The sequence below is a fragment of the Clavibacter michiganensis subsp. tessellarius genome, assembly GCF_021922985.1.
Taxonomy (GTDB): Bacteria; Actinomycetota; Actinomycetes; order Actinomycetales; family Microbacteriaceae; genus Clavibacter; species Clavibacter tessellarius.
The window spans coordinates 807,505-820,268 of sequence record NZ_CP040788.1; the positions used below are offsets into that span (position 1 = coordinate 807,505).

The 12,764-nt window shown below is 76.0% G+C and carries 12 protein-coding genes; 9 read left to right on the forward strand and 3 right to left on the reverse strand.

From position 1 onward, the window contains the following. Nucleotides 1-76: 76 nt before the first annotated feature. Genes FGG90_RS03695 through FGG90_RS03710 form a run of 4 tightly spaced genes read left to right on the forward strand, consistent with a single transcriptional unit; the run spans nucleotide 77 to nucleotide 3,649 of the window. The gene (locus FGG90_RS03695) at nucleotides 77-529 is read left to right on the forward strand and encodes a DUF3618 domain-containing protein (protein ID WP_094130357.1); all 453 of its coding nucleotides are present in this window, start codon (nucleotides 77-79) and stop codon (nucleotides 527-529) included. Continuing rightward, entirely contained in the window at nucleotides 526-1,755 is a 1,230-nt protein-coding gene (locus FGG90_RS03700) for a type III polyketide synthase (protein WP_094130353.1), read from the forward strand. The genes FGG90_RS03695 and FGG90_RS03700 overlap by 4 nt, the downstream gene beginning before the upstream one ends. Beyond that, entirely contained in the window at nucleotides 1,755-2,462 is a 708-nt protein-coding gene (locus FGG90_RS03705; protein WP_094130350.1) for a class I SAM-dependent methyltransferase, read from the forward strand. The genes FGG90_RS03700 and FGG90_RS03705 overlap by 1 nt, the downstream gene beginning before the upstream one ends. After that, the gene (locus tag FGG90_RS03710; protein ID WP_094130347.1) at nucleotides 2,459-3,649 is read left to right on the forward strand and encodes an FAD-dependent oxidoreductase; all 1,191 of its coding nucleotides are present in this window, start codon (nucleotides 2,459-2,461) and stop codon (nucleotides 3,647-3,649) included. Before FGG90_RS03705 ends, FGG90_RS03710 begins: the two co-directional genes overlap by 4 nt. Here FGG90_RS03710 and FGG90_RS03715 read toward each other — a convergent pair. Next, entirely contained in the window at nucleotides 3,642-4,496 is an 855-nt protein-coding gene (locus FGG90_RS03715) for a UbiA family prenyltransferase (RefSeq protein WP_237583511.1), read from the reverse strand. The two genes, FGG90_RS03710 and FGG90_RS03715, sit on opposite strands and share 8 nt — an antisense overlap. Continuing rightward, entirely contained in the window at nucleotides 4,493-4,963 is a 471-nt protein-coding gene (locus tag FGG90_RS03720; protein ID WP_094130344.1) for a GNAT family N-acetyltransferase, read from the reverse strand. Before FGG90_RS03720 ends, FGG90_RS03715 begins: the two co-directional genes overlap by 4 nt. Nucleotides 4,964-5,019: 56 nt before the next feature. Here FGG90_RS03720 and FGG90_RS03725 point away from each other — a divergent pair, with 56 nt between their 5' ends. Next, nucleotides 5,020-5,526, forward strand: a complete 507-nt coding sequence (locus tag FGG90_RS03725) for a GNAT family N-acetyltransferase (RefSeq protein WP_094130341.1) — start codon at nucleotides 5,020-5,022, stop codon at nucleotides 5,524-5,526. A 395-nt stretch (nucleotides 5,527-5,921) separates the two neighbouring features. Here the strand turns inward: FGG90_RS03725 and FGG90_RS03730 are convergent, their stop codons facing one another. Then, complete coding sequence (locus tag FGG90_RS03730; protein WP_094130339.1) at nucleotides 5,922-6,356, reverse strand: hypothetical protein; 435 nt, start codon at nucleotides 6,354-6,356, stop codon at nucleotides 5,922-5,924. Between the two features lie 442 nt (nucleotides 6,357-6,798). Here FGG90_RS03730 and FGG90_RS03735 point away from each other — a divergent pair, with 442 nt between their 5' ends. Genes FGG90_RS03735 through cydC form a run of 4 tightly spaced genes read left to right on the forward strand, consistent with a single transcriptional unit; the run spans nucleotide 6,799 to nucleotide 12,763 of the window. Further along, nucleotides 6,799-8,211 (forward strand): cytochrome ubiquinol oxidase subunit I, encoded by a 1,413-nt coding sequence (locus tag FGG90_RS03735; protein ID WP_094130336.1) that lies wholly within the window; start codon nucleotides 6,799-6,801, stop codon nucleotides 8,209-8,211. Nucleotide 8,212: 1 nt separating this feature from the next. Further along, nucleotides 8,213-9,217 (forward strand): cytochrome d ubiquinol oxidase subunit II, encoded by a 1,005-nt coding sequence (cydB, locus tag FGG90_RS03740; protein WP_094130333.1) that lies wholly within the window; start codon nucleotides 8,213-8,215, stop codon nucleotides 9,215-9,217. 7 nt (nucleotides 9,218-9,224) lie between these two features. Next, nucleotides 9,225-11,060 (forward strand): thiol reductant ABC exporter subunit CydD, encoded by a 1,836-nt coding sequence (cydD, locus tag FGG90_RS03745; protein WP_094130330.1) that lies wholly within the window; start codon nucleotides 9,225-9,227, stop codon nucleotides 11,058-11,060. Continuing rightward, nucleotides 11,057-12,763, forward strand: coding sequence for a thiol reductant ABC exporter subunit CydC (cydC, locus tag FGG90_RS03750; RefSeq protein ID WP_210433066.1), 1,707 nt, complete (start codon nucleotides 11,057-11,059; stop codon nucleotides 12,761-12,763). Before cydD ends, cydC begins: the two co-directional genes overlap by 4 nt. The last annotated feature ends 1 nt before the right edge of the window (nucleotide 12,764 follow it).

Genomic DNA, 12,764 nt, shown 5'->3' on the forward strand with positions numbered 1-12,764 from the left:
CGCATCGGCCTCCGACGCGCACGCGACGGAGCAGAATGGACGCACCGATGCACGACCCGACGGCAGGAGCCCGCGCATGGCGAAGAAGAAGAAGTCCCCGACCGGCGAGGTGAGCGTGTTCGGCGCCGTGACGACCGTGGCCCGCGAGGTCCGCAAGCACAAGGTGGTCGCCGAGTCGGCCCCGCGCGGGCAGGGGGCGAACATCCCTCCCGCGCCCAAGCGCAGCCCCGAGGAGCTCAAGCGCGACATCCGCTCCGGCCGCGACGAGCTCGCCCGCACCGTCCGCGAGCTCGAGACGGCGCTCGACGTGCCCGCCCGGGCGTCCGAGCTGAAGGCCGAGGCCAGGGGCCGCGTGCGCGGGATCCGCGACGACGTCGTCGCGCGCGTCCGCACCACGGCCGACGACGTATCGGCCCGCACTCGTGCCTTCACGCGCAAGGACCCGGCCCTCGCCGCCTCCCTCGGCGCCGGCGCCGTGGCCGTCGTCCTCGCGGTGGGCGCCGCCGTCGTCTCCGGCGGCCGACGCTGACCGCCTCGATCCGCTCCATCGCGACCGAGGTCCCGCCGACCGTCCTCGCGCAGGAGGGGGTGCGCGACCTCTTCGGGAGCCAGCCCGAGCTCGGGCGCCTGGGCACGCGGCTCGTCTCGGCCGCCTTCGGGGCGTCGGGCATCCGCACCCGGCACACGGTGATCCGCGAGCTCGGCACGGCGCCCGGGATGGCCGGGGCATCGGCCGAGGCCGCCGAGCCGGAGGCCGCCGACGAGCCGCCGGTGTACTACGACCGGACGACCGGCCGCATCCTCACCCCGGGCACCGGCGCCCGCAACGACACGTACATCCGCGAGGCGCCCGCGCTGCTGCTCGGCGCGGCGCGCCAGGCCGTCGAGCAGGCGGGTGGCATCGAGGCGTCCGACGTGACGCACGTCGTCACCGTCTCCTGCACCGGCTTCTACGCGCCCGGCCCCGACTACGCCGTCGTGCGCGGCCTCGGGCTCGGCGCGTCCACCCAGCGCTTCCACCTCGGCTTCATGGGCTGCTACGGCGCGTTCCCCGCGCTCCGCATGGCGTCGCAGTTCTGCGCGGCCGACCCGGAGGCGGTCGTCCTCGTGGTGTGCGTCGAGCTGTGCTCGCTGCACCTGCACTCCTCGGGCGACGCCGACACGATCGTCGCGTCCTCCGTGTTCGGGGACGGCGCCGCGGCCGCGATCGTGACCGCGCGACCCGCGCCCGCCGGATCCACCGTGCTCGACCTCGACGCGTTCGAGACCGTCCTCACGCCCGTAGGCGAGGACGACATGGCGTGGACCATCGGCGACCAGGGCTTCGACATGATCCTGTCGAGCTACGTGCCGAAGATCATCGACGACCACATCACGGGCGCGCTCGAGCCGCTGTGGGCGCAGGTGCCCGCGCTCGCGGGCGTCGCGCCGGCGGAGGTCGAGGACTGGGCCATCCACCCGGGCGGCCGCAGCATCCTCGACCGCGTGGAGGACCGGCTCGCGCTGTCGCCCGCGCAGCTGCAGGCGTCCCGGTCGACGCTCGCGGAGGTGGGGAACATGTCGAGCGCGACCGTGCTGTTCGTCCTCGCGCGGATCCTGCACCGGACGCCGCCCGCGGACGTGCCGGGCCTCGACCGCGCCGACCTGGCCGCGCCCGTCGCGACCCCGGGAGCGGGCGCCGGCCGCGTGTGCGCCATGGCGTTCGGCCCCGGGCTGACCGTCGAGACGGCGCTCATGACCCGCCGCACCGCCTGATGGACCTCTCCCGCCGGGACGCCGCGCTCACCGAGCTCATGGACGACCCCGACTGCGATCCGGTCGCGCTCGAGCGCACCTACGCGCGGTTCGCGCTGGTGAACCGCGTGGTGTCGGGGTGGCGCGGGGTGTACCGGTCCCGGATCCGTCCGCTGCTGTCGGCCGCGCGGGTCACGACGCTGCTGGACGTCGGGTCGGGCGGCGGCGACGTGCCGCTGGCGCTGGCCAGGTGGGCGCGGCGCGACGGGCTGCGCCTGCGCGTCACGGGCATCGACCCGGACGCGCGCGCGTCCGCGTTCACGCGGGCCCTCCCGGCGGATCCCGACGTGACGTTCCTCCGCGCGTCGAGCTCCGACCTCGTGGGCGACGGCCGGCGCTTCGACCTCGTGACGAGCAACCACGTGCTGCACCACCTCGACGACGCCGCGTTCGACGCGCTGCTCGCCGACTCGGCCGCGCTCGCGCCGCGGGCGATCCACAGCGACATCGCCCGGAGCCGCCTGGCCTACGCCGCCTACGGGCCGGCGTCGCGCCTCGTGGCGCGCGGGTCGTTCGTGCACGTGGACGGGCTGCGCTCCATCCGCCGCAGCTGGACCCCGGTCGAGCTCGCGCTGCGGGCACCCGCGGGGTGGCGCGTCGAGGGCGCGCTGCCGGCGCGGGTGCTGCTCGTGCGCGACGCGACCGCCGGCGCCGGCGTGGCGCGATGAGCCGGGTCGACGTGCTCGTCGTGGGCGGCGGCCCGGTCGGGATCCACCTGGCCGCGCTCCTCGCGCAGGCCGGCCTCGACGTGCGCGTCTGGGAGGCGCGGCCCGAGCCCGCGCTGCTGTCGCGGGCGATCGGCATCCACGCGCCCGCGCTCGACGCGTTCGACCGGCTCGGCGTCGCCGACGAGATGGTCGCGGAGGCCGTGCTCGTGCGGCACGGCATCGCCATGGCCCGGGGCCGGGAGATCGGCCGCGTGTCCTTCGCCGGCGTCTCCGCCACGCACCCGTACGTCGCGGCGCTGCCGCAGTGGCGCAGCGAGGCGATCCTCGCCCGCCGTCTCGCCGGGCTCGCGCCGGACGCCCTCCGCCGCGGCGTCGCGCTCACGGGGCTCGAGGTCGATCCCCTCGGCGAGCCCGGCGGCGGCGTCCGGGCCACCGGTGCCGACGCGGACGGCCGGACCGTCGAGGTCGAGGCGCGCCTCCTGGTCGGCGCCGACGGCACGCGCGGCGCGGTGCGCGGCCTCCTCGGCATCGGCGTCGACGAGCGCCCCCTGCCCGACCGCTTCCTCATGGGCGACGCGCCCGACACCACCGACGGCGGCGACGACGCCGTCGTCACGCTGCACCCGGACGGCGTCGTCGAGTCCTTCCCGCTGCCCGGCGGCATGCGGCGCTGGGTCGTCGGGCTGCGAGCGGGGGAGCGGGACGGCGATCCGGCGGAGACCGTCGCCGCGACGGTGCGGGAGCGCACCGGGCACGTCGTGCGCGCGGCCGACCTCGATCCGGTGAGCGGCTTCGGCGTGCGCCGGCGCCTGGCGCGGCGGATGTCCGCGGGCCGCGCGATGCTCATCGGCGACGCGGCCCACGAGATCAGCCCCATCGGCGGCCAGGGCATGAACCTCGGCTGGCTCGACGCCGACTCCCTCGCGCCGATCCTCGTCGACGCCGTGCGCGCCCGCGACGGCGTGCCGGATCCCGCCCGCCTCGCCCGCTGGGAGCGCGACCGCATGGCGAGCGCCCGACGCGCGGCCGTGCAGTCGGAGATCAACACGGCGCTCGGCCGGCCCGTGCGCGGGCTGACGCGCGTGGCCAGGGACGCCGGGCTCCGCGCGGTCCTCGCGTCGCCCGCCGCGGCGGGCCTCGCCTCCGTCTACGCCATGGGGCGGGACGCGGGCGCGCGCGTCAGGTGAGGCGCGTCGCGTTCAGCGCGACCTGGGCGACCAGCAGCAGCGAGGCCGCCATGATCAGCTGGAAGAGCAGCCGCCCCGGCGGGCGCGTGACGACGAGCACGGCGCCCCACGCGGCGATCGCGAGGGTGACCGCGAGGCCGCCGACGGCGAGCGGCGTGAGGGGGAGGCCGGGATCCGCGAGCACGGGCCCCACAGCCGCCGCCAGCGCCCCGACCGCGAGGGCGCCGAACGCGACGAGGCCCGACGGCACGCGGCCGAGCCGGTGGGGCAGGCCGCGGACGCCCGTGCGCGCGTCGTCCTCGAGGTCGGGCAGCACGTTGGTGAAGTGGATGGAGACGCCGAGCACCCCGCCCGTCGCCCACGCCCATGCGGCGGCGGGCACGGGGTCGGCGGCGCCCAGCGCGACGACCGTCGGGAGGATCCCGAACGCCACCACGAACGGCACGACGCTCACGGCCGTGCGCTTCAGCCCCGCGTTGTAGGCCCAGCCGGATCCCACCAGGACGACGTGGGCGAGGAGGAACAGGGGCCCGAGCGCCGCCGACGCGACGAGGCACGCCGCCGCGGTGCCGAGCGCGGCGGCCCGCACCTGCGCCACCGTGACCTCGCCGCGTGCCACGGGCTTGTCGTCGCGGCCGACGCTGCGGTCGCGGCCCGCGTCGATCCAGTCGTTGGACAGCCCGATGGAGAGCTGGCCGAGGAGGACGGCCAGCGCGACCGCGACCACGCGTCCGGGCCCGTATCCCAGCGCCACGGCCAGCCCGGCGGCCAGCACGGTGACGGTTGCGGTCGGCCCCGGGTGCGAGGAGAGGGCGAGCAGGCGGACGAGCCGCAGGGCGCGCCTCACGCGAGCGTCAGCCCGTAGCAGTGCGAGCCCGCGGATCCCGCGTAGGCGCCGAAGCAGGGGATGGCCGCCCAGCCCTCGCGGGCGTAGAACCGCATCGCGTCGGGCTGCGCGTCGCCGGTCTCGAGCACGAGGTCGACGACGCCGAGGGCGCGCGCCGCCTCCTCGAGCGCCCGGAGGAGCGCGGTGGCGACGCCCGTGCCGCGCGCGGCGGGCACGACGTACATGCGCTTGAGCTCCGCCCACCGCGGGCCGTCCGGGCGCTCGGGGAGCATCCGGATCCCGCCGCAGCCGACGGGCGCGCCCCGGTCGTCGCGCGCGACGAGGAAGACGGCGACGTCGGCCGCCGTGGGCTTCGTGCCGGGCTCGGTGTCGCCGCCGTAGCGGAGGTCGAGCTCGTCGCGCTGGGCGCGGCGGAGGAGGGTCGCGTCCTCGTCGTCCCACGGGACCGGCGCGATGGTGCAGTGCATGGGTCGATCCTGCCGCACGCGCGGGCCCGCGCCGACCGCGCCGATACCCTGGTGGGATGCTGATCCGCCCCGCCGAGCCCCGCGACATCGACGACCTGCTGGACATCCGCAACGACGCGATCCTGCACGGCACGGCCCTCTGGATGGACGAGCCCGTCGACCGGGCCGAGCGCGAGCGCTGGTACGCGGCGACCACGGCCGCGGGCGAGCCCATCCTCATCGCCGACATCGACGGGCGCGTCGCCGGCTACGGCACCTACGGGCAGTGGCGCGACAAGTCCGGCTACCGCTTCTCGGTGGAGGACTCGGTCTACGTGCGCGAGGAGTTCCAGGGGCAGGGCATCGGCCGGGCGCTCGTGGAGGAGCTCATCGCGCATGCGAGGGCGGCGGGGAAGCGCGCGATGTTCGCGGACATCGAGGCCGGCAACGCGGGATCCATCCGGCTGCACGAGCGGCTCGGGTTCCGCCGGGTGGGGCTGCTGCCCGGCATCGGCGTCAAGTTCGGGCGGTCCCTCGACCTCGCGATCCTGCACCTCCCGCTCGAGGACGCGCCCCGCGACTGAGGGGGCGGCCCGGCGGCGGGCATGAGGCACGCGTCCCGGCACGGGGTCGCTGGCGGAGAGGCCGCCGATCGCTGTCGGACGGTCGAGAGGCCCGGCACGGGGTCGCCCGCGGATGCGTCGCCGATGCACGCCGGACGGTCGAGAGGCCCGGCACGGGGCGCGGGAACGCCTCACGGTGCCGGGCCTCTCCGACGGCCTCGGTCCTTCGGGGGAGAGGGGGCCGTCGTGGTCCGGGAGCGGTCCGTCCGGGGGGGGGTGGACGGACGTGCTCGTCGGGTTGCGAGCGTCGGGCCCAAGGGGGGGGGTAAGGGCCGTCCGCTCGTAGACGACTCTAGCCCGGTCCTCATTTATGCGGACACACCGGGGTGGCCCCAGAAAGAGGGGCGCGCGGTGGATCAGTCCTGGGACTCGTCCAGCTCGCGCGCGCCGACGGCGACGACGGCGTCCCGCAGGGCGTGGAAGTGGTGCACCTCGAGGCCGTTGCGGAGGAGGTACGGCTCGACGCCGCCGCGCCCCGCCAGCGAGTGCAGGGCCTGGATGACCGGCGCCGGATCCCCGGCCACGGCGTGCTGCGCGGCGTCGCGCACGTCGAGGCCGCCGGCCACCAGGGCGAGGGCCACGACGAGCGCGTCCGCGACCGACGCGGTGCGCGCGTCGTAGCGCTCGGGCGCCTCGGCCTCGACCCGCTCGGCGACCTCGGCGACGCGCCCGGCGAGCAGCGCGCCGTCGGCCACGAGGACGGCGACGTAGGCGGAGGCGGTCGCGGGTGCCGCGGCGGCGGGGCCGGCGGCGGAGCCGGGCGCCCGGGAGGCGGGGGCGGAGGAGGTCATGGCGGCCCTTCGGTCGTCGTGCGGTTCGGGTCGTGCGGGGCCGGGGAGCTACGGGTCGGGCTCGGCGGGAGCGCGACCCGGCGGGCCGCGCGTGGACGCGGGCGCACCGGGTCGACGCCGACCTGGTGCGTCATCGAAGGCTCGCCCGGCCGGATGAACGGCGGGTGTCGCGCGCGCCGCCGTCGGACGAACGCGGTCCGACCGGCATCCGCCGCGCCCCTCGCGCGGATCGTCTACAAGTCGTAGAATGGAGGGGTCGCGATGGAGCCTCGAACCGCACGATCCGCCCTCCACAGGAAGCGCAGCCGGTCGCCATGACACCGCATCCCGCCCGCCTCGACCACCCGCACCCGAGCCGTCCCGCGGCCGCCGACCCGTCGCGTGCGTCGCGCCCGACGGATCCCGCCCGCCGCCCGGTCGCCGCTCGGACCGGGGCCCCCGCGTGAACGAGCTCCTCGACCCGCTCGTCCTCTCGCGCTGGCAGTTCGGCCTCACGACCGTCTACCACTTCCTCTTCGTGCCGCTCACGATCGGCATGGCCGTCGTCTGCGCGCTCTACCAGACCGCCTGGGTCCGCACCGGCAGGCAGCAGTACCTGCGGCTCACGCGCTTCTTCGGGCGGATCTTCCTCATCAACTTCGCGATGGGCACCGTCACCGGCATCGTGCAGGAGTTCCAGTTCGGCATGAACTGGTCGGAGTACTCCCGCTTCGTGGGCGACGTGTTCGGCGCCCCGCTCGCGCTCGAGGGGCTCCTCGCGTTCTTCCTCGAGGCGTCCTTCATCGGCGTCTGGATCTTCGGCTGGGACAAGCTCCCGAAGCGGCTGCACCTCGCGTCCATCTGGGTGGTCTCGGTCGCGTCGATCCTCTCGGCCTACTTCATCCTCGCGGCCAACGCGTTCATGCAGAACCCGGTGGGCTACCGCATCGACGAGGCCCGCGGCCGCGCGGAGCTCACCGACATCGGGGCGCTGCTCACCAACAAGGTGGCCCTCGCCGCGTTCCCGCACACGATCTTCGCGGCCTTCATGTGCGCGGCCGCCGTCATCATCTCGGTCGCCGCCTGGCACCTGTCGCGCAACCAGCACCTCGACACGATGATGCCGGCCATGAGGTTCGGCATGTGGTTCATGGTCGTCTCCGGCGCGCTCACCATCCTGTCGGGCGACCAGCTGGGCCTCGCCATGGTGCAGACGCAGCCGATGAAGATGGCCGCAGCCGAGGCGCACTACGACACCTCATCGGGAGCGGCCGCGTCGTTCTCGCTCTTCACCTGGGGCACGCCGGACGGGTCGAGCGAGCTGTTCTCCATCCGCATCCCGTACCTGCTGTCGTTCCTCTCCACGCACACGCTCGACGGGACCGTGCAGGGGATCAACGACCTGCAGGCGCAGTACGTCGCCAGCTACGGCCCCGGCGACTACACGCCCACCATCTGGGTCACCTACTGGGCGTTCCGCTGGATGATGGGCTTCGGCATGGCGGCCATCGGCGTCGCCGTCGCGGGCCTCTGGCTCACCCGCCGCGGCCGCCGCATCACGAAGCCGTGGATGTGGAAGGTGGCCATCTGGGCCGCTCCGCTGCCGCTGCTCGCGATGACAGTCGGCTGGATCTTCACGGAGATGGGCCGCCAGCCGTGGATCGTCTTCAGCCTGCTGCAGACGTCCTCCGCCGTGTCGCCGAACGTCACCGGCCTCCAGGTGCTGATCTCGCTCGTCGCGTTCACGATCGTCTACGGCTCGCTCGCGGTGGTGGAGTTCCGCCTGATCCTGAGGGCGGCGCAGCAGGGGCCGGAGCCCGAGCGGGAGCCCGACCCCGTGACGGGCGAGGTCGTCCGGGAAGCGAGCGTGTACTGAGATGGACCTCCCCGCGCTCTGGTTCGGCGTCATCGCCTTCCTCTTCGTCGGCTACTTCGTGCTCGACGGCTTCGACTTCGGCGTGGGGATGAGCCTGCCGTTCCTCGCGAAGGACGACACCGACCGACGCGTGCTCATCAACGCCATCGGGCCCGTCTGGGACCTCAACGAGACGTGGCTCATCGTCGCGGGCGCCGCGCTCTTCGCGGCGTTCCCGGAGTGGTACGCGACCATGTTCAGCGGCTTCTACCTGCTGCTGCTCGCGATCCTCATCACGCTGATCCTCCGCGGCGTCTCGTTCGAGTACCGGCACCAGGGGGCGTCCGACCGGTGGCGCGGGTCCTTCGACGCGATGATCGTGGTCGGCTCGGTCGTGCCGGCGTTCCTCTGGGGCGTCGTGTTCGCGAACGTCGTGCGCGGCGTGCCGATGGATGCGGGCCACGACTACACGGGATCCACGCTCGACCTGCTGAACCCCTACGCGCTCCTCGGCGGGCTCACGACCCAGTCGCTGTTCCTCGTGCACGGGCTGCAGTTCGCGGCGCTGAAGACGGACGGGCCGATCCGGGCGCGTGCCCGTGTCCTCTCGATGCGGGTCGGGGCCGTGACCATCGTCGTCGCGGCGACGTTCCTCATCTGGACGACGCTCGCGCACGGCTCGGCGCTCTCGGGGCTCGTCTCGGTGCTCGCCGCCGCCGCGCTCGTCGCCTCGTACCTCGCCAACGTGTGCGGTCGGGAGCGCTGGGCCTTCGGGCTGCTCGCGGCGACCATCGCGCTCGCGGTGGCCAGCCTGTTCGCCGCGCTGCACCCGTACGTGATGCCGGCGTCGAACGACCCGGCGCACGGGCTGACGATCGCGAACGCGTCGTCGTCGCCGTACACGCTCACGATCATGACGTGGGCCGCGGGCTTCGCGCTGCCGCTGATCCTCGCCTACCAGGCGTGGACGTACTGGGTGTTCCGGAAGCGCATCACGCGCGCCGTCATCACCCGGGCCGCCCACTAGGCGCGCGATGAGGCCCCTGGACCCGCGGCTGCTGCGGGCGTCCGCCGCCGCCCGGACGATGCTCGTCGTCGGCGCCCTCGCGGGCGTCGTGCAGACCGCCGCGCTCGTCGGCTTCTGCTGGTCGCTCACGCAGCTCGTGGTGCGGGCGATCGCGGGGCGGACCCCGGAGGAGCTCGCGCCCGTGCTCGCGCTGGTCGTGGTCTCGGCGCTCGTCCGCGGCCTCGCGGGCTGGCTGCTCGACGTGGTCGGCGCGCGCGGCGCCGCGCAGGTCGTGGCGGAGCTCCGGCGGCGCGCGCTCCGGGCGGTCGTCGACCTCGGCCCCGCGTGGACCGCGCGCCGCAGCCGCGCCCGCGTGGCCACCGTGATCGGCCCCGGCCTCGACGCGCTCGACCCCTACTTCGCGCGCTACGTGCCGCAGCTCATCCTCACGGCCCTCGCCACGCCGATCGTCGTCGCGGTGCTGCTCCTCGCCGACCCGCTCACGGGCGTGACCGTGCTCGTGACGCTGCCCGTCATCCCCGTGTTCATGGTGCTGGTCGGCTGGGCGACGCAGGAGGTGCAGCGGCGGCAGTGGGCGCGCCTCACGGAGCTCGCCTCGGGGTTCCTCGACGTGGTCGACGGGCTCTCGACGCTGCTCGTGTTCGGGAGGGCCCGGCGGCAGACGGCGCGGATCCGGCGGGTCACCGAGGAGCACCGCGTCGAGACCATGCGCGTGCTCCGGATCTCGTTCCTGTCCGGCTTCGTGCTGGAGCTCGCGGCGTCGCTGTCGGTCGCGCTCGTCGCGGTCTCGGTGGGCGTGCGGTTGATCGGCGGGCAGCTCGACCTCGAGGTGGGGCTGTTCGTGCTGCTGCTCGCGCCCGAGGCGTTCCTGCCTATCCGGCAGGTCGGCGTGCAGTTCCACGCCGCCGCGGAGGGGGTCGCGGCCGCGGCCGACGTGCTCGGGATCCTCGACGAGGAGCGGGTGGGGCGGGCGGCCCGCGCCGCGGGAGCCGCAGCCGCTCCCGCTCCGGGGTCGGCGCGGGACCGGGCGGGCACCGCGCCCGGCGAGGTGGCTCCGGGCGACGAGCTCGTGATCCGCGACCTCGTCGTCGCGCATGGCGACCGGTGCGCGGTCGACCGCTTCACCGCGCGCCTTCCCCGCGGACGCGTCACGGCCGTGACCGGACCGAGCGGCGCCGGCAAGTCGTCGCTGCTCGCGGCGGTGCTGGGGCAGCTGCCCGCGAGCGGCGGCATCGGCTGGGCGGACCGCGACGCGGCCGCGGGGGACCCGGGCGCGCTCCGGCCGCTCGCGCCCGCGCAGATCGCCTGGGCCGGACAGCGGCCGGGCCTCGTCGCGGGCACGGTGCGGGAGAACGTGGCGCTGGGCGTCCAGGATCCGGACGACGCGCTCGTCCGCCGCGCGCTCGCCCTCGCGGCCGCAGACCACATCGACCCCGACCTCGCGCTCGGCGTCGGCGGCCAGGGCCTCTCGGGCGGGCAGGCCCAGCGGGTCGCCGTCGCGCGCGCCGTGCACCGCGCGCTCGCCCTCGACTGCCCGCTCGTGCTCCTCGACGAGCCGAGCTCGGCGCTCGACGCCGACGCCGAGGAGCGCCTCGCCCGCGGCATCCGGACGCTCGCCGACCAGGGCCGCGCCGTCGTCGTCGTGACCCACCGCCCGGCCCTGGTGGCCGCCGCGGACGTGGAGCTGCGGCTGGAGGCACCGGGATCCGCCGCGGCACGTCGCGCTCCCGACACATGGGACGCCGGGCTCGAGCGGGCCGGCGCCGCCGCCCCGGCATTGACGGAAGCCGACCCGGCGCGCCCCGCGCCCGAACCCGCCTGGCGCGCGCAGGTGGCGCCGTGAACCGCGACGAGGTGCTGCGCCTCGCGCAGCCGCCCCTCCGCCGTGCGCTTCCCGGGCTCCTCGCGGGGCTCGCGAGCGCGGCGGGCGCGGTCGCGCTCCTCGCCACGTCGGCGTGGCTGATCACGCGGGCCTCGGAGCAGCCGCCCATCCTGTTCCTCGGCATGGCGATCGTCGGGGTGCGGGCCTTCGCGCTCGGACGGGCCGCGTTCCGCTACCTCGAGCGGATCACGAGCCACGACGCGGCGTTCCGCGCCCTCGCGACGCTGCGGGTCGGGGTGTTCGAGCGGCTCCTGCCGCACGCGCCGGCCGGGCTCCGGCACACCCGGCGCGGCGACCTGCTCGCGCGGCTCGTCGGCGACGTCGACCGCCTCCAGGACCTCCCGCTGCGCGTCGTGCAGCCGCTCGCCGTGTCGGTGCTCGTCCAGGTGGCGAGCGTCGCGGTGGTGACGGCGGTGCTCCCCGCGGCGGGGCTGGCGCTCGCCGTCGTGCTCGCGGTGGCGCTGGCCGTGGGCGTCGTCGCGACGGGGGCGCTCGCGGGGCGCGCGGAGACGCGGATCGCCCCGCTGCGCGCGGCCGTGCAGGACCGCGTGCTCGACCTCGTCGGCGGGCTCGACGTGCTCACGGCGTTCCAGGCGGTGGACGCGCGGCTCGCCGACCTCGAGCGGGTCGCCCGGCGGCTCCGGCGGGAGGAGCTGCGGAGCGCGGCGGCGGCGGGCGCCACGACGGGCGTCGTCCTCGTCGGCACGGGCGCCGTCGCGGGCTGGACCGTGCTGCAGGGCGTGCCCGGCCTCGCGTCGGGGGCGATGGATCCGGCCTGGCTCGTCCTCGCGGCGCTCGTGCCGCTGGCGCTCGTCGAGTCGGCGACCGCCGTGCCGCTCGCGGTGCAGGCGTGGACGCGGGTGCGCACGAGCGCGGACCGGGTGGCGGGGGCCGCGCCCGCGGTCGTCCCGGCCGAGATCCCGACGGAGCAGGCGGACGACCCGGCGACCGCGACGGGCCCGGCGCCCTCCGCGCCCCGCGGGGGCGCGACCCTCGTGCTCCGCGACCTCGTGACCCGCTGGCCCGGTGCCGAGGGCGACGCCCTCCTCCCGGTGTCGCTCGCGGTGCGGCCGGGGGAGACGGTCGTCGTGCGCGGCCCGAGCGGATCCGGCAAGTCGTCGCTCGCCGCCGCGCTCGTCCGGTTCCTCGAGTCGACCGGCCGCTACGAGCTCGACGGCGTCGACGCCCGCTCGCTGCGGCCCTCCGAGGTGCGGCGGATCGTCGGCCTCTGCGAGCAGGCGCCGCACCTCTTCGACGCGAGCATCCGCCAGAACCTGCTGTTCGCGCGGGAGGAGGCGACCGACGCCGAGCTGCTCGCGGCGCTCGACCGCGTGGGCCTCGCGGACTGGACGGCCGAGCGCGGCGGCCTGGACGCGCGCGTCGGCGACCGGGGCGGCCTCGTCTCCGGCGGACAGGCGCAGCGGATCGCGCTCGCCCGGGCCCTCCTCGCCGACTTCCCGGTCCTGGTGCTCGACGAGCCGACCGCGGACGTCGACGCCGACCGCGCCCGCGCCGTCCTCCGCGACGTGCTCCAGGCGGCGCGCGACCGGGGCCGCGGGGTGCTGCTCCTCACGCACACGGACGTGCCGGCCGACCTCGTCGACCGGACGGTGGAGCTCGCGGCCGTCGGGGGAGCGGAGCGCCTGCCCTCCGCAGCCGGGTGAC

Bases quoted from the DNA above. Each gene is read 5' to 3' on its own strand.
- FGG90_RS03695 (WP_094130357.1), top strand. From the start codon at position 77: ATGGCGAAGAAGAAGAAGTCCCCGACCGGCGAGGTGAGCGTGTTCGGC.
- FGG90_RS03705 (WP_094130350.1), top strand. From the start codon at position 1,755: ATGGACCTCTCCCGCCGGGACGCCGCGCTCACCGAGCTCATGGACGAC.
- FGG90_RS03710 (WP_094130347.1), top strand. From the start codon at position 2,459: ATGAGCCGGGTCGACGTGCTCGTCGTGGGCGGCGGCCCGGTCGGGATC.
- FGG90_RS03720 (WP_094130344.1), bottom strand. From the start codon at position 4,963: ATGCACTGCACCATCGCGCCGGTCCCGTGGGACGACGAGGACGCGACC.
- FGG90_RS03725 (WP_094130341.1), top strand. From the start codon at position 5,020: ATGCTGATCCGCCCCGCCGAGCCCCGCGACATCGACGACCTGCTGGAC.
- FGG90_RS03730 (WP_094130339.1), bottom strand. From the start codon at position 6,356: ATGACCTCCTCCGCCCCCGCCTCCCGGGCGCCCGGCTCCGCCGCCGGC.
- cydB (WP_094130333.1), top strand. From the start codon at position 8,213: ATGGACCTCCCCGCGCTCTGGTTCGGCGTCATCGCCTTCCTCTTCGTC.
- cydD (WP_094130330.1), top strand. From the start codon at position 9,225: ATGAGGCCCCTGGACCCGCGGCTGCTGCGGGCGTCCGCCGCCGCCCGG.